Raw genomic sequence first — 17,477 nt, 5'->3', positions numbered from 1 at the left:
GTGTTGCGAGGGAAGTCGCGAGGGGAGTCGCGATAACGATTCCGAGTCGGATCGGTTATCCGACGGTATGACGGGGGGTCACGGTGGGCTGTTTCCTTAGGATGCCGAACGTAACTCACGGGGCAGTTGGCAGGAGAAGCCACGCAGGTGGCAGGTGTTCCTGCCTCTTTCGATCTGCTGGCGGGACCATCCCCCACCGTCCTGAACGGGTCCCGCACGGAGGAGAATTCAGTGTTTTCTGCGTGGTCCATACGGAGCGCCCTGGGCGGCGTCGTGCGCGGCGCCCTACGTGGCAGAGGCGCCGCCCGCCTCGCCGCGGTGGCCGCGGCGTCCGGGCTCGTCGCCACGGGTGCGTTGGTCACCGCCGGCCCGGCCGCCGCGGAAGAGGCACCGCAGCACCGGGGCGGGGCGACCGCCACGCTGGGCGGACTGCAGACCTACGACCAGGCCGTCATCCGTGAGAACGGCAGCTCCCGGCAGGTGCCCGCTGGCCTCTTCGAGATGTCCGTCGAGAACGGCGGCACCCTCCAGACGTACTGCGTGGACATCCACAACCCCACGCGCAAGGACGCCGAGTACCAGGAGACGCCGTGGAGCGGCACCTCGCTGCACGGCAACCGCGACGCGGGGAAGATCCGCTGGATCCTGCAGCACTCCTACCCCCAGGTGAACGACCTCGCGGCGCTCGCCGAGAAGGCCGGCGCGAGGTCCCTCACCGAGCAGACCGCCGCGGCGGGCACCCAGGTGGCGATCTGGCGGTACTCGGACGGGGCGAAGGTCGAAGCCGTCGACCCGCAGGCCGAGAAGCTCGCCGACTACCTGGAGCGGAGCGCGCGCCGCAGCGCCGAGCCGAAGGCCTCGCTGACGCTAGAGCCGCCGGCCGTCTCCGGGCACGCGGGGGAGCGGCTCGGCCCCGTCACCGTGCGGACCGACGCGGAGGCGGTGACCGTGACACCGCCCGCGGACTCCGTGGCGAGCGGCGTGAAGATCGTCGGCAAGGACGGCAAGCCCGTGAAGTCCGCGGGCGACGGCACCCGGCTCTACTTCGAGGTGCCGAAGGACGCCCCGGACGGCACGGCCGCGCTCTCCGTCCAGGCGTCGACCACCGTGCCGGTCGGCCGGGCGTTCACCTCCGGGACCCGGAGCCAGGCGCAGATCCTCGCGGGCTCCAGCGAGTCGACCGTGTCGGCCACGGCGACGGCCGACTGGGCCACCGAGGGCGCGATACCCGCGCTCTCGGCGGAGAAGAACTGCGCCAAGGGTGGCGTGGACATCACGGCGAGCAACAAGGGCGACAAGCCCTTCACGTTCCGCCTCATGGGCTTCAAGCACACGATCGAGGCGGGCACGTCGCGGACCGTGACGATCCCGCTCCAGGAGGACCAGGCCTACGACTTCACGATCGAGGGCCCCAGCGGCTTCGAGAAGCGCTTCAAGGGCGTGCTCGACTGCAAGACCGAGGGCACCGCGATCGACAGCAAGTCCCATCCGGTCAACGAGCCGAGCCCCGCGTCGGCGGGCGGCACCACGGGCGGCGGCGACCTGGCCGAGACCGGCAGCTCCAGCAGCACGCCGCTGATCGCCGGCATCGCGGTGGTCTTCGTCGTCTTCGGCGGCGCGGCGGTCTTCTTCCTCCGCAAGAAGAAGGACCCGACCGAGCGGACCCCCACCGAGCGCACCCCCACCGAGCGGTAGACGGCAGTACGGAAGAACGCCCAGGTCACGGCCCCCGGAAACATACTGGTTTCCCCCGGTAGGTAGCCGTCAGGCAAGATGGGGTGTATCTGCCCACTCACTGATTGCCGGACGGTTTCTCTTGGCTGAGTACATCTACACCATGCGCAAGACGCGCAAGGCGCACGGCGACAAGGTGATTCTTGATGACGTCACCCTGAGCTTCCTGCCTGGCGCCAAGATCGGTGTCGTGGGTCCCAACGGCGCCGGTAAGTCCACGGTGCTGAAGATCATGGCGGGCCTTGAGCAGCCGTCCAACGGTGACGCGTTCCTCTCGCCGGGGTACAGCGTCGGCATCCTCATGCAGGAGCCGCAGCTCGACGAGTCGAAGACCGTCCTGGAGAACGTCCAGGACGGCGCCGCCGAGATCATGGGCAAGCTCCGGCGCTTCAACGAGGTCGCCGAGCTCATGGCGACCGACTACTCCGACGCGCTGATGGAGGAGATGGGCAAGCTCCAGGAGGACCTGGACCACGCCAACGCCTGGGACCTCGACGCCCAGCTCGAGCAGGCCATGGACGCGCTGGGCTGCCCGCCCGGCGACTGGCCCGTCACCACCCTCTCCGGCGGTGAGAAGCGCCGCGTCGCGCTCTGCAAGCTCCTCATCGAGGCGCCCGACCTGCTCCTCCTCGACGAGCCCACCAACCACCTCGACGCTGAGTCGGTGAACTGGCTGGAGCAGCACCTCTCCCAGTACGCCGGCGCCGTCGTGGCGGTCACTCACGACCGGTACTTCCTGGACAACGTCGCCCAGTGGATCCTGGAGCTCGACCGCGGTCGCGCCCACCCCTACGAGGGCAACTACTCCACGTACCTGGAGAAGAAGCAGACCCGCCTCAAGGTCGAGGGCCGCAAGGACGAGAAGCGCGCCAAGCGGCTCAAGGAAGAGCTGGAGTGGGTGCGGTCCAACGCCAAGGGGCGGCAGGCCAAGTCCAAGGCGCGTCTGGCGCGCTACGAGGAGATGGCCGCCGAGGCCGACAAGATGCGGAAGCTGGACTTCGAGGAGATCCAGATTCCGCCGGGCCCGCGGCTCGGTTCCATCGTCGTCGAGGTCGAGAACCTGTCGAAGGCCTTCGGTGACAAGGTTCTGGTCGACGACCTCAGCTTCTCGCTGCCGCGCAACGGCATCGTCGGCATCATCGGTCCGAACGGCGCGGGCAAGACCACGCTGTTCAAGATGATCCAGGGCCTGGAGGAGCCGGACTCCGGCAAGATCAAGATCGGCGAGACGGTCAAGGTCTCCTACGTCGACCAGGGCCGCGCCAACATCGACCCGAAGAAGACGCTGTGGGCCGTCGTGAGCGACGAGCTCGACTACATCAATGTCGGTCAGGTCGAGATGCCCTCGCGGGCGTACGTCTCCGCCTTCGGGTTCAAGGGGCCGGACCAGCAGAAGCCGGCCGGGGTGCTCTCCGGTGGTGAGCGCAACCGCCTCAACCTGGCGCTGACCCTCAAGGAGGGCGGCAACCTGCTCCTCCTCGACGAACCGACGAACGACCTGGACGTCGAGACCCTGTCCTCCCTGGAGAACGCGCTCCTGGAGTTCCCGGGCGCCGCAGTCGTGATCTCCCACGACCGGTGGTTCCTCGACAGGGTCGCCACGCACATCCTGGCGTACGAGGGCGACTCGAAGTGGTACTGGTTCGAGGGCAACTTCGAGTCGTACGAGAAGAACAAGATCGAGCGCCTCGGTGCCGACGCGACCCGTCCGCACCGCGCCACCTACAAGAAGCTCACGCGAGGCTGAGGCGACTGTGGCTCGACACATATACCAGTGCCCGCTGCGCTGGTCGGACATGGACGCCTTCGGGCACGTCAACAACGTCGTCTTCCTGCGGTATCTGGAAGAGGCGCGCATCGACTTCATGTTCCGGCTCGCACCCGGTGACGGCTCCCCGTCGTTCTCCGGCGGGTCCGTCGTGGCCCGCCACGAGATCGACTACGTACGGCCGCTGGTGCACCGGCACGAGCCGGTCACCATCGAGTCGTGGGTGACGAAGATGGGCGCGGCGTCCCTGACCATCGCGTACGAGATCAAGGACGCGGAACAGGTGTATGTGCGGGCCTCGACCGTGGTCGTGCCCTACGACCTGGAGGCGCAGCGGCCCCGGCGGATCTCCGCCGAGGAGAGGTCGTTCCTGGAGCAGTACGTGGACGACAGCGCCGACAGCGGTTCGGGGGCGCTCGCCGCATGACCGGGCGGCTGCGCTTCGCCGATGCCGGGGAGGCGGCGGACCTCGCCGCCTTCCTGGCCCGGCTGATCCACTACGACAAGGCGGCCGCGGTGCGGCTACAGGCCGCCGGGGACACGCTCGCCGTGTTCGGGCGGCCGCCGTCGTTCGAGGTGCTCGCCATCCGTACGGCACGGCTCGCCGAGCCGTACGAGGACGGGCTCGCCACCGCGCTGGACGTCACCGTCTCGGCGGGGGAGTTCCTGGAGTCCGTGGGCGACGCCGCCCAGTCGGTCCCTGCGGCGGGCGACGCCACCGTGCCCGAAGCCGTCACCGGGCCGCCGTGGGCGGGCATCCTGCCGCCCCGCGGCGGCTGGCGGCAGGAGCCGGGGCTGCCGGCCCCCGAGGCGGTGCGGGACCTGGTGCGGGTCGCCGTGACCGAATTCCGCACCCGCGTCGACGAGTTGCCCGCCGAGCTGCGGGTGCGCGCCGAGCTGGACCGGGTGGGCCGGGAGATCTGGTCCAGGACCATCGGGACCACCGGCCTGCCGGTACGGGCCGCGCACGCCGCGCAGTCCCTCGGCTTCCTGCGCGGCGACGCGCTGACCCTGCTGGCGTCGGGGGCGTGGCTCCGGCTGCGTACGCCCTACGGGTCCGTCGCCGTCCGCCGGGCGGGCGCCCCGGGCCTCTCCGTCACACCCGCCTAGCCTCTCCCCCGAAGCGCGGCAGCGGCGGTCAGCCCTCGGAGTTGACCATGGACGCCGCCGCGTACGTCAGGTAGTTCCACAGGGTCCGCTCGTGCTCCTCGGAGAGCCCGAGCTGGTCGACGGCCGCCCGCATGTGCTTCAGCCACGCGTCGTGCGCCGCCCGGTCCACCGTGAACGGGGCGTGCCGCATGCGCAGGCGCGGGTGGCCGCGGTTGTCGCTGTACGTGCGCGGACCGCCCCAGTACTGCATGAGGAAGAGCGCGAAGCGCTCCTCGGCCGGACCGAGGTCCCCCTCGGGATACATGGGCCGCAGCAGCGGGTCCTCCGCCACCCCCTGGTAGAAGAGGTGCACCAGGCGCCGGAAGGTCTCCTCGCCGCCGACCTGCTCGTAGTAGGTCTGCTCCTGAACCGTGCCGTGCGGGATCTCTTTCACGCTGTCCATGGTCTCAGACGGTGCGACCGAGTACGGAAGACCTAGGTCTGTCGTTCGGATCAGCCCTCCGGCCGCTCGCATCGGCGGCTTCCTGGCAGCACAGTGGACTCATGGAACCCGATCCAGCACGTGTCGCCGAGGCCGGCGCCGGCCTCGTACGCGAGCTTGAGGCGAGCGGGGCCTGGGCGGGGGACCCCGCCTGGCGGGAGGCGTTCGAGGCCGTGCCGCGGCACCTGTTCGTGCCGTACTACTACCTCGGGGTGCCGGGCGGGTACGAGCGGCTCTGGTGCGAGGACCCCGACGCCGGGCGCCGCGCCCGCTGGCTGGACGGGGCCTACGCCGACGCCCCGCTCGCCACCCGCGTACGCGACGGACAGCTGATCTCCTCCAGCAGCCAGCCGTCCCTCATGGCGCAGATGCTCGCCTGGCTGGAGGTGAGGGACGGGGTCGACTGCGACGTCCTGGAGATCGGCGCGGGCACCGGCTACAACGCGGCGCTGCTCGCCCACCGGCTCGGCGACGACCACGTCACCACCGTCGATCTCGACCCGGAGATCACGGAGTCCGCGCGCAGGCATCTGGCGGCCGCCGGGTACCACCCGGCCGTGGTGACCGGTGACGGGGCCGCGGGCTGCCGGGAGCGCGCACCGTACGACCGGATCATCGCCACCTGCTCCCTCAGCGCGGTGCCCAGGGCCTGGCTCGGCCAGTGCCGGCCGGGCGCCCGCATCCTGACCCCGCTGGCCACCGGCCTGGTCGCGCTGACGGTGCGGGACGCGAAGCACGCCGAGGGGCGCTTCCTGCACACGCCCGCCTACTTCGTGCCGCTGCGCGGCGGCGAGGCGCGGAGCTCCCCCGAGCGGCACACCGGCGGACTGCCGCGCGAAGCCCTCCAGAACGAACTCTTCCGGTTCCTTCTGGAGCTGACCGCGGGCAGCCTCGACCCGCACGAGGCGCTCGCGCTGTGGCAGCGCGAACGGCGGCCGGTGCGCGAGCGCTTCGGGGTGACCGTGCGCGGGCCGTACGAGTGGGCCTGGCTCGACGACCCCGAAGGGCCGTACGTCTGGCCGCTGTGACGGCCCGCGGACGGTTCAGTCGCGGCGGACGGTGATGGTGGTCCAGGCGCCCACGTGCACGCGGTCGCCGTCCTGGAGCGGGATCGGGACGAACGGCTGGATGGGCTCCTCGCCGTTGTTGACCGTGGTGCCGTTCGTGGAGTTCTGGTCGACGACCGCCCAGCTCCCGTCCGGCTGCTGGACCAGGACCGCGTGCTGGTGCGAGACGCCCGGGTCCTCCGGCGGCACCGACAGGTCGATGTCCGGGGTGTCGCCCGTGGAGTGGCGGCGGCGGCCGATGGTGAGCTGGTTGCCGGACAGCGGACGCTGCTGCTCCGGCGAGTACGCGGGCAGGTTCAGCCCCGAGGCCTCGGGGCCGCTGCGCTGCATCATCGCCATGAAGTACTCGCGGTCGGGACCGATGGTCGCCGTCCACGTGCCGGGTCCCTGCGGGGCCTGCGGGGCCTGTGGCGCCTGCGGTGCCTGTGGCTGCGGGGGGCCCTGCTGGAAGGGTTCCTGCTGCTGCGGCGGGGTCTGCTGCTGCGGGGCGCTCTGCCGCGGGGACGGGCTCTGGAACACGTCCTGCCGCTGGAAGGGCTCCTGCTGCCGGGGCTGCCCCGAGGGGAACTGCTCCTGCTGCGGAGGCGGGCCCGGCCGGAACGGCTCCGCCTGGGCGGGAGGCGCGGACGCGGACGCGGACGACGGCGGGGACAGCACCCAGTCGTCGCCACCGCCGAAGGAGGGGCCTTCGGAGCCGGGCGGCGGCGGGGGCGGGCCCTGCGGGCCGCCGGTCTGCTGCGGGAAGGCGGGCGCGGGCGGCGCGGGCGGACCCGGCTGCTGGAACGCCTGCGGGGCGCCGGGCCCCTGCTGACCGTGCTGCCCCGGCCCACCGTGCTGACCCGGCCCACCCTGCGGTCCCGGCCCACCGTGCTGCCCCGGTCCACCCTGCGGACCCGGGCCGCCGTGCTGCCCCGGGCCGCCGTGCTGTCCGGGAGGACCGGGCTGCCCCGGCCTGCCGTCGCCGTTGCCACCGCCGCCGTTGCCATTGCCGTTCCCGAAGGGCGGGATCGGCTCGGCGGGGCGGTTCATCTGCGAGGGGCGCGAGCCCTGGTACTCGTACGAGTCCTGACCCTGACCCGGGCGGCCGTGCGGCCCACCGGGGCCGGGCGGCGGCTGCTGCTGCGGGAACTGCTGGCCCGGACGCGGCGGCGGCATGCCGGGACCGCCGTGCGTGGCCGGCAGCGGCGGGTTCGGCGCGGCCGGGGTGTACGACGTGGCGGTGTTCGTGAGGAAGTTCCAGCGGCACTCCTCGCAGAACGGCGCGTTCGCCTCGCGGGGCGTGCGGCACTGCGGGCAGAGCTCCGCCTCGGGGCCCGGGTCCGGCACGGCGGCCGGATGCGGGCGCCCGGGCGCGGGCTGCGAGAAGTTCGGGTCCTGGCCGGGCGGCGGCGGGGGATAGCCGTATCCGGCCGCGGGCGGCGGCGGGGGAGGCGGCGGTACGGCACCGGCCATGCGGTGACCGCAGACCTCGCACCAGTCATCGGAACCCGACTGGTGTCCGTTCGGGCAGGTCGGCATGTCGGCGCTTCCCCCTCTCCTACTCCGGCCCGAGGGCCGTACGACTCAACGTCTGCACTGTCCGCGGCGCCGGGCGCCGCGCTTGCTGCTCTTCGGGCGAATCTCTCGAAGCTCCCGGGTGAAGCTACTGCCTCTTCACCCGCACAGTCTTCGTCGACCGGGTCTCGAGTGTCATCTCGTCGGCCTCGGCGACCTTCGCCTTCAATCGAACAGTACCTTCCGCGGCATCCACGACGTCCACCACCTTCGAAAGCAGTTTCGCCGTATCCGCGTTGCCGGAGGCGGCCGCGAGCTGGACGGCCCGGCCGAGTTTGGCGGTCGCCCCGTCGAGATCTCCCGTTTTGCGGGCGTCGAGTCCCTGCTGGATGACCTGGGCCAGCTCGGCCTGGCCCGTGTAGTGCGCGACCTGCGGATTGATGCTGGTGGACGCCGTCATGTCGTCCGTCCACACCGCCCGCACGAGGCCCTGCGACAGCGTCTGCGCGCTCCCGTCGTCCTGCGGCACGACCAGCGAGACACGGGCGGCGAGCATCTCCCGGCCGAGGTCGGCGCCGGGGACCTGCACGCAAATGTGGTAGTCGCGGGACTCGTCGCCCCAGGACCCGGTGGGATAGTCCCCGGCCCGCGGCCCGGCCTCCGTACGGCGGTCGGTCAGCTCCTCGACCGAGGGCGCCACCTGCTTCACGAACTTGATCTCCACGCCCACCGGCGTCCACAGCCGCAGGCTGACGTCGGCGACCTCCTTGCCCATGGCCGTCTCCATCATCGAGGTGAAGTCGGCGGCGAGCCCGGCCGGGTCGGCGACGATGTCGGCGGTGCCGAGCAGCGCGGAGGCGATCCCTGTGACCTCTTTCACCTCCCAGTCGGTGCCGACGCCGCGGGCGTCGCAGGTGAAGCGGCCCGCGCAGGAGTCGAGCGCGGCCTTGAGGTCCTCCGGTGACTCGTGTTCATTGCGGCCGTCGGTGAGCAGGATGCCGTGCCGGATGGCGACGTCGGCCGAGGCGAGGATGCGGTCGGCCAGGCGCAGCCAGGTGCCGATCGCCGTGCCGCCGCCCGCGCTCAGCCTGCGCAGGGCCTGCTTGGCCTGCGCGCGGGTGGCCGCGTCCGCCACCGCGAGGCGGCCGTTGCCGGGGTAGACCTCCGTGGCGACGTGGGTGCCGCCGATCACCGCGAAGTGCACGCCGTCGCGCAGGGCGTCGATCGCGGCGGCCGTGGCGTCCCGCGCGCCGCGCATCTTCGTCGGCGGGTAGTCCATGGAGCCCGAGCAGTCCACCATGATCGCCACGGCGGCGTCCGGGCTCTGCCCCGCGGAGTACAGGTGCGGCGCGCTGACGGCCGTGCCGACCGTGCCGCCGCCGGTCGAGCTGACCGTGGCGATGGCGTTGACCTCGCGGCCGCCTTCGGGCAGGTACTCGTTCTGGTAGACGTCGACCGAGAACTGCGGCACGTTCGACTTCGAGAAATTGGCCATGGATGCTGCTCCCCCTCAGATCCTCATGCGTTCCGGCCTCCCCCGGCCGGTGAAGTACGTGCGGCGGACGCGTCGGTGGTGCGCGGCGCGTACGTCGGCTCTAGGGTCTGTCGTTTGGATCAGCCCGGTGTCGCGGGCCCTGGCACGCACATCTGCGGCGTTGTCGTCAGTTGCCAACGCTCCGCGTTGTCGCCCTCCTCCGCCTTGCAGCTGCACGCACCAGACCCCGCTCAGGCAGGGCTCAAATGCACCGCCCCTTACAGCCGACCTGATCCAAACGACAGACCCTAGGCCGATCCTGCCCCTTGCGGCACGAAGGGGAACGGGACGACGGCCACTGTTACGTTGTCGTGGCCGCCGCCGTCCAGCGCGTGGCCGACCAGGACCTGGGCGCTGTGCAGCGGCCGGTCCGCCGCGTCGGCGGGAACGGCACGGGCCATCTCCTCGACCGCCTCGGCGTAGTTCCACAGTCCGTCCGTGCACACCACCACTACACCCGGGCGGTCGGGCTTGAAGGAAGCGGTGTGCGGCTCCAGTTCGTAGGCGTCCGCGCCGAGCCAGCCCGTGATGGCGTGCGCGCGCTCGTCCGCGTACGCCTCGGCCTCGTTCATGAGACCCGCGGCGACCATCTGCGCGGCCCACGAGTCGTCCTCGGTGAGGCGGACGGTCGGGCCGCCGCGGTCGTCGGGGACCCAGTAGGCGCGGCTGTCGCCGACCCAGCCGATCACGAGCAGACCGCCGGCGACGACGGCGCCGACCAGCGTGCAGGCGGGCGCGTTCTGGTGCGGGCTGTGCTCGCGGGCCGAAGTGGGCTCCGTGGCCAGGGCGTTGACGGCGTCGGCCGCCGAGAGAATGGCGTCGTGCATGGCCTGCTGCGGGTGCGTGCCGCGGGGCAGCGCCTCGCGCAGCGTCTTGTCGGCGGCGCGGGAGGCGGCGAGGGAGGCCTCGTCGGGGCGGGTCGCGGAGGAGACGCCGTCACAGACGATGGCGACGACGGCGGAGGAGCCGTCGGGCAGGGCGGCCGCCGAGATCGCGAACGCGTCCTCGTTGCGGTGGTGGCGCAGCCCCCGGTCGCTGACCGCGGCGACCGTGTCGAGCTCCTGCTCCATGTGGTCGCGCTCGCGCGGCTGGGCGTGCCCGCAGTTCTCGCAGTACCCGTCGGGGTCGACGCGCCCCGACCGGCAGGCCACGCAGACCTTGGCGGCCGCGGCCGCGGGGGCCTCGGCGGGAGGCGGCGGAGCGCTGCCCGGCGCGGGCAGCGGGTACTCGTCGGGCTCCGCCGGCTCACTGCCCGCCGAGCCCGTGCCCGTGCCTACCGTGCCCGTGCCTGCCGAGCCCGTGCCCGCCGAGTCCGTGCCCGGCACGTCGGTGGCCAGATGGGTGGGCACCGGAGTGTCGGAGCTGTCCACCTCGGGGGCGACCGGCCAGGGCGCTTCCGGTGCGGGGTGCCCGGCGGACCCGTTGGGGGAGACGGCGGGACGGGCCGGCACGGCCGACAGGTCGTACCCGCACGCACCACAGAACAGGTCACCCGACTCCAGCGGCTCCTCGCAGCTGGGACAGGCAGACAGTTGGGGCATCTGCGACATCACTCACACCCACGTCCGGGGGCGGAAACGGTTGGCCCGCTCCACCAGTTCGATCCTCTCCTCGCCACCCTGTGCGAGCCGGGCAAGTGTCCGGTACGAACGCTCCAGTCCGAACCGGAGACCGCGCTCGTCCAGTTCACTGCCGAGCAGTACGGTCCGCGAACCGGTGGTGGCCGGTGGCGCGGAAACGTGACCAGAGTGCCTACCGGAGAGTACCCAGTCGAGCGCCGTCCCCAGAACCTCGGTCGACAGGCGCTCCCTGCGCACCGCGTCGAGACCGAAGCCGGCGAGGGCCTCGATCTGCCCGGCGGCGGCCGTCAGATCGTCCAGGAAGGCGGCGCCGGGTGACACCGCCTGCCCGTCGAGGCGCTGCCGGAGCCGCGCCCGCACCGCCGCGACGCGGGCCGCGGTGTAGTGGATCGACGACTCCGGCACCGACTCCAGGGTCTGGACGGCGCCGGTCCTGTCGTCGGCGGCGAGCCGCACCCGGGCCAGGCCGAACGCGGCGCTCACATAGCTCGGATCGGTGGTCCATACGAGGCGGTAGTACTCGGCGGCGTTGTCGAGCTGGCCGAGCACCTCCGCGCAGACGCCCAGCGCCAGCTTCGGCGCGGCCTCGCCGGGAAACGCGTCGTAGACCGCGTCGAAGGAGAGCGCCGCGTTCTCGAAGTCGCCGGTGGCCAGGGCCGCCACCCCCCGGTACCAGACCACCCGCCAGTCGTCCGGATGCTGCCGCTCCAGGTCGACCAGGGCCTGCGAGGCGGACGCCAGTTCGCCCATGGCGAGCCGGGCGCGCAGCCCGCGCAGCTGGAGCTCCACCGAGTCGGTGGGCGCCGCCCCGAGCGCGGTGATCAGCTCGGCGGGCGCGGACGCCATGAGCCCGGCGAGGAAGCCCGCGTTCGGGTCGTTCGGGTCGACGCGCGGCACGGGCAGCGCCAGCGAGGTCGCCGCCGACTCCAGCGGCCGCACGATCGTGGACGTCGGGGGCGCGGGCGGCAGCGCCCGGTGGCCGTTGCCGCCCGCCGGGACGTAGGGACGCACCCCGAGCCGCGACACGTCGCCCGAGAGCTCCGCGAACAGCTCGGTGTCGGTGACCTTCACCTCGGGCCCGAACAGGGTGGACAGGGACGGGCGCGGCTTGCCCGTCTGGAGCGCGACGACCTCCCGCAGGACACCCGTGAGCTGCTCGGCCATCTCCTGCGCCGAGGCGAAGCGGCGCGCCGGGTCGGGGTCGGTGGCGCGCACCAGGAGCCGGTAGAAGGACTCGTAGGTGCGGAAGACCTCGATGTTGTCGGGGTCGGGCAGGGAGTCCACGAAGACGTTCGTGTAGCCCTGGAAGTCGAAGGTCAGGACGGCGAGCGTGCGCGCGACCGTGTAGAGGTCGGAGGCGACCGAGGGGCCGACCTCGGCGACCTCGGGCGCCTGGTAGCCGACCGTGCCGTAGATCGCGGACTCGTCGTCGTCCATCCTGCGGACCGCGCCCATGTCGATGACCTTGAGCTGGTCCTCGGTCTGGATGGCGTTGTCGACCTTGAAGTCGCAGTACAGAAGATTGCGGCTGTGCAGGTGGCCGAGGGCCTCCAGCGCCTCGATGCCGTACGCGCACGCCTGCTCGACCGGGAGCGGGTCACGCTTGCCGTCCGCCGCGCGGCGGCCGTTGGCGATCTCCTTCAGGGACTTGCCGCCGACGTACTCCATGACGATATAGCCGTCCATGGAGCCGGTGCGCTGGTCCAGGTGCTCGACGAAGTTGTAGATGCGGACGATGTTGGAGTGCTCGATCTCGGCGAGGAAGCGGCGCTCGGAGATCGCGGCGGCCATCGCGTCCTGGTCGCCCGTGTCCAGCAGGCCCTTGAGGACCACCCAGCGGTCGGACACCGCGCGGTCGATCGCGAGATACACCCAGCCGAGGCCGCCGTGCGCCAGGCAGCCCACGACCTCGTACTGCCCGTGCACGATGTCACCGGCGTTCAGCTTCGGCACGAAGGAGTACGGGTGGCCGCACTTGGTGCAGAACCCCTCGGTGCGGCCTGGCCGCTCCCCCCGCGCCCGCCCCACCGGCGCCCCGCAGTCCGAGCGCGAGCAGAACCGCTTCCGCTCGGGCACCTCCGGATTCTCCTGCACCGCGCCGCGCGGGTCGGGACGCGGCACGTCCGGCACGGTGACCAGGCCGACGCCGAGCCGCCCGCGCCCCGAGGACGGGGCCGCCGAGCCCGAGCTGCGCACCGACACCGAACGCGAGGTCGAGCTGCCGGAGAGGGAGCGCGAGAGCCGCCCCGACACCGATCTCCGTGAGGACTGCGACCGGGCGGAACGGGACGACGACCGCGAGGACGACCGAGAGGACGAACGCGAACCGGAACTGCTGGAGCCCCGCGCGCCCTTGCCGCCGCCCGTGATGCCGGTCGGCGGCGAACCCACCATGCCGGTCGGTGAGACGACCGGCGCGAGACCGCACGTGTCGCAGTACAGCTCGCCGCCGCCCATGTCCTCGTACGACCCCGCACATCCGGGCCGCTGACACTGCCGCTGGCTCACGCTTCCCCCCTCCGGTCGGCGGTCCCGCCCTGCTGCGGGACCCTGGGCGCGAACAGCTCGGCGGCCGCCCGCTGATAGCGCAGCACCGCGTCCTCGGCCACGCGCAGGTCACAGGGCGCGCTCCACAGCATCCGGCGCGCCGCGTCGTACCGCTCGATCAGGAGCGGGTCCTCGGCGTGGCCGTGCCGCGCCACCTTCGCCTTGTACGCGTCCAGGCGGCCCCGCAGCTCCGCGCGGACCGCGAGCGGCGTCGTGACGGCGGTCAGCGACTCACGGGCCCGCAGCAGCTCCTCCTCGGCCTTCTGCTCCAGGGACTCCAGGAGCGGTGAGAGGCGGTGCCACTGGGCGTTCCTGCGGTAGTCGGAGGCCATCGCGAGCTGTTCCTGGAGCGCGGTCGGCGGTCCGCTGACCGCGGGCACCTCGGAGGCGGCGATCTTCGCGAGGACCTCGCCGCGGGCGTTCCTCGCCTCCGCGAGCGTGCGGTCCGCGCGGGAGAGCACGTCCCGCAGCCGGCCGAGCCTGACCTCCGCGTCCTGGCGGACGGTGAGCACCGCCTCGATCTCGCGGCGCACCTCCTCCAGGGCGCGCGCCTCGCGGTCGTAGCGGTCGGTGTGCGCACGGCCGCCGCCCGGCGCCGAACTGCCCTCGGCGCGCTGCCAGAAGGCGAGCGGGTCACTGATCACCTGCTCGCGCAGAGCGGTCAGGGCGCGCGTGATGCGCTCCAGGTCGTCGCCCGAGGGGTGCTCCCCGGGGCGCACGCCCACGGAGTGCGCGAGCTGACGGGTGCGGGACAGCTCGGCGGCGAGCAGGTCGATGCGGGCGGGCAGCGCCGACCACACCGCGTCGGCGGCCACCACCATGTCCAGCGAGTGCGCGTACAGGTCGTTCATACGAGTGACCAGCTCTTCGAGCGTGAAGCGCTCGGTCAGCTTCGCGGGGCCGCCCGTGATCGAGGGGGAGGTGCCGGACGCGGAGCCGCCCGCCAGGGTCACGGACTCGCCGCGCAACAGCTCCGTCAGCTCCGCCAGGTCGTCGCGGCTGGGCCAGCGGCGGCGGGCGCGCAGCTCACGCGCGGCGTGCAGGGCGCCGGCGTAGGCGTCGAAGTAGGCCCAGAGCAGGGTGATCCGGCTCTCCGTGGCCGCCCAGCGCTCCTGGGTGACGCCGGTCAGCCGCGCGCCCTCCAGGAGGCGGCGCCCCGCGTGGTCCTGGAGGGCGAGGAGCGAGGTCTCGATCGCCTCGTGCTCGGCGTCGAGCCGCGCCAGCGCACGGTCCACCTCGTCCCGGTCCATCAGCGGGCCGGGGGGTCCCGTGACGCTCATCGATCACCTCTCCGCTCTGCGTTGCCGTAACTCCGCGTTGGTCACAAGCCTGTTGTACGCCCTCATGCATAACGTCCGCGTCTGACAGTCATCACGTCCGTGTCCGTCAGTCGCGGTACTCGGCCTTCGGCGGTATCGCGTCCTCGCCGATCGGGCCCTTGAGCCAGTGGTCGTAGGACTTCTGCCAGCCGTCCTTGTCCGCGCGGTAGTCGGCGAGGACCTTGTTGACCCGGCGGACCAGGTCGTCCGAGCCCTTCTTCATCGCCACGCCGTAGTGCTCGGTGGTGAACGGCTCCTTGCCCTTGAGCTCGACCGTCGGGTCCTGTGCCGCCTGGCCCGCGGCGAGCGCGCTGTCGGTCACCACCGCGTCCACCTCACCCAGTTGCAGCCGCACCAGGCAGTCCAGCTGGTTGGGCACCGTGGTGGAGATGTCGGCACCGTAGCTCTTCTTCTTGAGCTCGTCCTCGGCGATGGAGCCCGCGGCCGAGCAGATCTTCTTGCCCTTGAGCGACTTGTCGTAGCCCGTGATGTCGGTGGACTTCCTGGGCGCGAGCACCTGCTGGCCGGTCTTGAAGTACCCGCTGGAGAAGTCGACGTCCTTCAGTCGCTCGCAGTTGACGGTCATGGTGCGTACGACCATGTCGACCTGGCCGCTCTTGAGCGCCGCGATGCGCTGGTTGGTGGGGATGGCACGGAACACGACCGCGTCGCGGTCGCCGAAGATCTCCTCGGCGATCTCCCGCGCGAGGTCGATGTCGAAGCCCTCCAGGCGGCCGCCCTTCTTGTTCGGGTCGCGGTAGCCCCAGCGGTAGCTGTTCTGGTCGACGCCGACGACGATCTTCTTGACCTCGCGGTTCTTGATGGCCTCGATCGTCGGGCCGTCGTCGTCGGCCGGGGGAAGGCTCTGGTCGTTGCAGTCGTCGGCCTCGGCCCGCGCGGGTGCCGCGACCGTGACGGCCTCGCCGCCGCGGCCCGCGCCGTCCCCGCCGCCGTCGCCGTGGGGCAGGGCCACGAGAGTCGCCGTGAGGGCCGTCGTGAGGGCGCAGGCGAGGCCCAGCGCGCCGAGGCCCGCCCGGCGCCCGCCGCTCGGCCCGGCCATGCCGCGTCGTGTCCGCATCGTCCGCTCGCTCCCTTCCGCCGCTGCCCCTGTCATCGGTACTCCGAGAGCCTGCGGCCGATGCCGAGCACGGCACCCGCCGCGGCGATCACCGCGAGGACCGCGGCACCGACGGGCAGCCTGCGCATGGCGCCCCTGCCGTCCTCGGCCGCCTCCTTGAACTGGCGCTGCTCGTGCGCCAGGGCCCGGTCCAGGGCCGCGTCCACGTTGTCGAAGCACTCACCGGTCGCGCCCTTGGCGCCGATGACCTTGTCGAGCGCCCCCTGATAGTCACCGGAGTCGTCGCTGGAGCGGGCCACCTTGTGGCGGTCCTTCCAGACACCCACGTTCTCCGCGGCCTCGGCCACCGGGTTCGCGCCGCGCGCGTCACCCCTGGCGAGGTCGGCCGCCTCGCCGAGGAGGCCGCTGTCCTTGTCGCCGAGCCGCTTCATCAGCGCGCGGTAGGAGACGTCGAACTTGTCCTTGCTCTCGCCGTTCACCTCGGTGGTCTCCGCGCCGCGGCTGACCAGCGTCAGGTTCTCGTTGCCCCGGGCCTTCAGGGAGCCGATGCGGGCGTCGTTGAGGACGTTCAGGGACCGCACGCCGTCGTCGTACGACTCGTTGAGCCCCGAGCGGGCGACGGTGTGCCCGATGGCGAGCCACAGCAGCACGACCGTGCCGGCGGCCGTCGCCGCGAGCATGCCGGGGTTGAACACCCTGTTCGTGCGCCGGTAGTTACGGCGCTGCGCCCAGGCGAGGGCGGCGAGCGCGACGACGCCGAGGGCGATGGCGAACCACGGATAAGGCTTGGCCTTGTCGTAGTCGGAGGCCAGGCGGGCGTTCTCCGCCTTGTAGAGCTTCTCGGCGGCCGGGAGCATCTGCGTCTGCATCTTGTCGTTCGCGTACCGCAGATAGGCGCCGCCCAGGGGCAGGCCCTGGCGGTTGTTGGCGCGGGCGCGCTCGATGAGCCCCGTGTACTCCGGGAGCAGTTCGTTCAGCTTGCCGACGGCGGCGGCCGACGACGAGTCCGAGCCCGCGTTCGACGCGGCCGTGGTGAGCTTCTCCGACGCCCGCTCGATGTCCCGGTCGTACCGGTCGCGGACGGCCTCGGGCTCCTGGCCGCCGGCGAGGAAGCCGCTGGACGCCGCGGTGTTGGCGTCGGCCAGCGAGCGGTAGATGGCGGCGGCGTCGGCGCTCAGCGGCTGGCTGCGGTACAGCACGTCGTGCGCGGCGGCCGAGCGGTCCGACATCTGCCAGGTGGTGACCGCGCCGAACGCGATGATCAGCGCGGCGAGGAGGGCGCCGATGATCCGCAGCCTGCCCGGCTCGGTGGTCGCCGCGGCGCGCAGCCGGTCCGTGCCCTCGGCCCAGGCGGTGCGCCGGCCGGTGGCCGTCCCCGGATCGGGAGCCCGGCGCGCGGGCGGGACACCCGGGGGCTGCGACGGGGCGGCGGGCGGCGTCGGGGCGAGCGGACCCGGAGCGTGGCCCGAAGGCCCGGCCTGCGCGGGCGGCCCCGGTGGCCCGGGCGGGCCCGACGGCACCGCGCTGCCGTTCGGCGGATGTGACACCTCGACCTCGACCTCCCCCTTGGTCATCGGACTGCGGCTCCCGCCCCGGCACACCGGCACGAGAAGTCCACGGCCGCAAGTATTGCCGCAGGGACTGACATCCGCACAGGTCTTGACTCGATCTTGTTCGGATCCCTGCCCTGGAACACGAGATTCGAAGGCGTTCGGTTCCGTGTTCGGGTCCCCGTTCCCCCGAACGAACCGAGCCGCGCCGGGCG

Annotated in this window: 14 protein-coding genes; 6 read left to right on the top strand and 8 right to left on the bottom strand. The window is 72.3% G+C overall.

Annotation, left to right across the window (positions count from 1 at the left end; all coding sequences use genetic code 11):
• Positions 1 to 231 precede the first annotated feature (231 nt).
• The 4 genes from ACRAKF_RS14485 to ACRAKF_RS14470 all read left to right on the top strand — a co-directional run bounded on the left by ACRAKF_RS14485 (position 232) and on the right by ACRAKF_RS14470 (position 4,612).
• The gene (locus tag ACRAKF_RS14485; protein ID WP_447037507.1) at positions 232 to 1,695 is read left to right on the top strand and encodes a Cys-Gln thioester bond-forming surface protein; all 1,464 of its coding nucleotides are present in this window, start codon (positions 232 to 234) and stop codon (positions 1,693 to 1,695) included.
• A gap of 121 nt (positions 1,696 to 1,816) precedes the next feature.
• Positions 1,817 to 3,481 (top strand): energy-dependent translational throttle protein EttA, encoded by a 1,665-nt coding sequence (gene ettA / locus ACRAKF_RS14480; protein WP_447037505.1) that lies wholly within the window; start codon positions 1,817 to 1,819, stop codon positions 3,479 to 3,481.
• A 7-nt stretch (positions 3,482 to 3,488) separates the two neighbouring features.
• Positions 3,489 to 3,929 carry an acyl-CoA thioesterase gene (locus ACRAKF_RS14475; RefSeq protein WP_447037503.1) on the top strand — a complete coding sequence of 147 codons (441 nt, stop codon included), beginning with the start codon at positions 3,489 to 3,491 and terminating at the stop codon, positions 3,927 to 3,929.
• Positions 3,926 to 4,612, top strand: coding sequence for a hypothetical protein (locus ACRAKF_RS14470; RefSeq protein ID WP_447037501.1), 687 nt, complete (start codon positions 3,926 to 3,928; stop codon positions 4,610 to 4,612). The genes ACRAKF_RS14475 and ACRAKF_RS14470 overlap by 4 nt, the downstream gene beginning before the upstream one ends.
• A 28-nt stretch (positions 4,613 to 4,640) precedes the next feature.
• Here ACRAKF_RS14470 and ACRAKF_RS14465 read toward each other — a convergent pair whose 3' ends face one another.
• Positions 4,641 to 5,054 carry a globin gene (locus ACRAKF_RS14465; RefSeq protein ID WP_447037499.1) on the bottom strand — a complete coding sequence of 138 codons (414 nt, stop codon included), beginning with the start codon at positions 5,052 to 5,054 and terminating at the stop codon, positions 4,641 to 4,643.
• 101 nt (positions 5,055 to 5,155) lie between these two features.
• Between ACRAKF_RS14465 and ACRAKF_RS14460 the strand changes: the two genes are divergently transcribed.
• Entirely contained in the window at positions 5,156 to 6,121 is a 966-nt protein-coding gene (locus tag ACRAKF_RS14460) for a methyltransferase domain-containing protein (protein WP_447037497.1), read from the top strand.
• Between the two features lie 15 nt (positions 6,122 to 6,136).
• Here the strand turns inward: ACRAKF_RS14460 and ACRAKF_RS14455 are convergent, their stop codons facing one another.
• The 4 genes from ACRAKF_RS14455 to ACRAKF_RS14440 all read right to left on the bottom strand — a co-directional run bounded on the left by ACRAKF_RS14455 (position 6,137) and on the right by ACRAKF_RS14440 (position 12,889).
• Positions 6,137 to 7,678: an FHA domain-containing protein gene (locus tag ACRAKF_RS14455; RefSeq protein WP_447037496.1), complete on the bottom strand. Its 1,542-nt coding sequence runs from the start codon at positions 7,676 to 7,678 to the stop codon at positions 6,137 to 6,139.
• A gap of 124 nt (positions 7,679 to 7,802) precedes the next feature.
• A complete protein-coding gene (locus tag ACRAKF_RS14450; RefSeq protein ID WP_447037494.1) occupies positions 7,803 to 9,149 on the bottom strand; it encodes a vWA domain-containing protein in 1,347 nt (448 codons plus the stop codon).
• 287 nt (positions 9,150 to 9,436) lie between these two features.
• On the bottom strand, positions 9,437 to 10,738 hold the full coding sequence (locus tag ACRAKF_RS14445) for a PP2C family serine/threonine-protein phosphatase (protein ID WP_447037493.1): 1,302 nt from the start codon (positions 10,736 to 10,738) through the stop codon (positions 9,437 to 9,439).
• A 3-nt stretch (positions 10,739 to 10,741) separates the two neighbouring features.
• Complete coding sequence (locus ACRAKF_RS14440; protein WP_447037492.1) at positions 10,742 to 12,889, bottom strand: tetratricopeptide repeat protein; 2,148 nt, start codon at positions 12,887 to 12,889, stop codon at positions 10,742 to 10,744.
• 10 nt (positions 12,890 to 12,899) lie between these two features.
• Here ACRAKF_RS14440 and ACRAKF_RS14435 point away from each other — a divergent pair, with 10 nt between their 5' ends.
• Entirely contained in the window at positions 12,900 to 13,259 is a 360-nt protein-coding gene (locus ACRAKF_RS14435; protein ID WP_447037491.1) for a hypothetical protein, read from the top strand.
• Between the two features lie 13 nt (positions 13,260 to 13,272).
• On the opposite strand, the gene ACRAKF_RS14430 is transcribed toward ACRAKF_RS14435, so the two are convergent.
• From ACRAKF_RS14430 to ACRAKF_RS14420, 3 genes are all read right to left on the bottom strand, one after another.
• A complete protein-coding gene (locus ACRAKF_RS14430) occupies positions 13,273 to 14,595 on the bottom strand; it encodes a hypothetical protein (RefSeq protein WP_447037490.1) in 1,323 nt (440 codons plus the stop codon).
• A 106-nt stretch (positions 14,596 to 14,701) separates the two neighbouring features.
• Positions 14,702 to 15,712: a glutamate ABC transporter substrate-binding protein gene (locus tag ACRAKF_RS14425; protein WP_447037489.1), complete on the bottom strand. Its 1,011-nt coding sequence runs from the start codon at positions 15,710 to 15,712 to the stop codon at positions 14,702 to 14,704.
• A 32-nt stretch (positions 15,713 to 15,744) separates the two neighbouring features.
• Entirely contained in the window at positions 15,745 to 17,286 is a 1,542-nt protein-coding gene (locus ACRAKF_RS14420) for a hypothetical protein (protein WP_447037488.1), read from the bottom strand.
• Positions 17,287 to 17,477 lie beyond the last annotated feature (191 nt).

The sequence above is a fragment of the Streptomyces sp. DSM 118878 genome (assembly GCF_052936595.1).
This window is presented reverse-complemented; position numbering and strand designations above follow the sequence as displayed.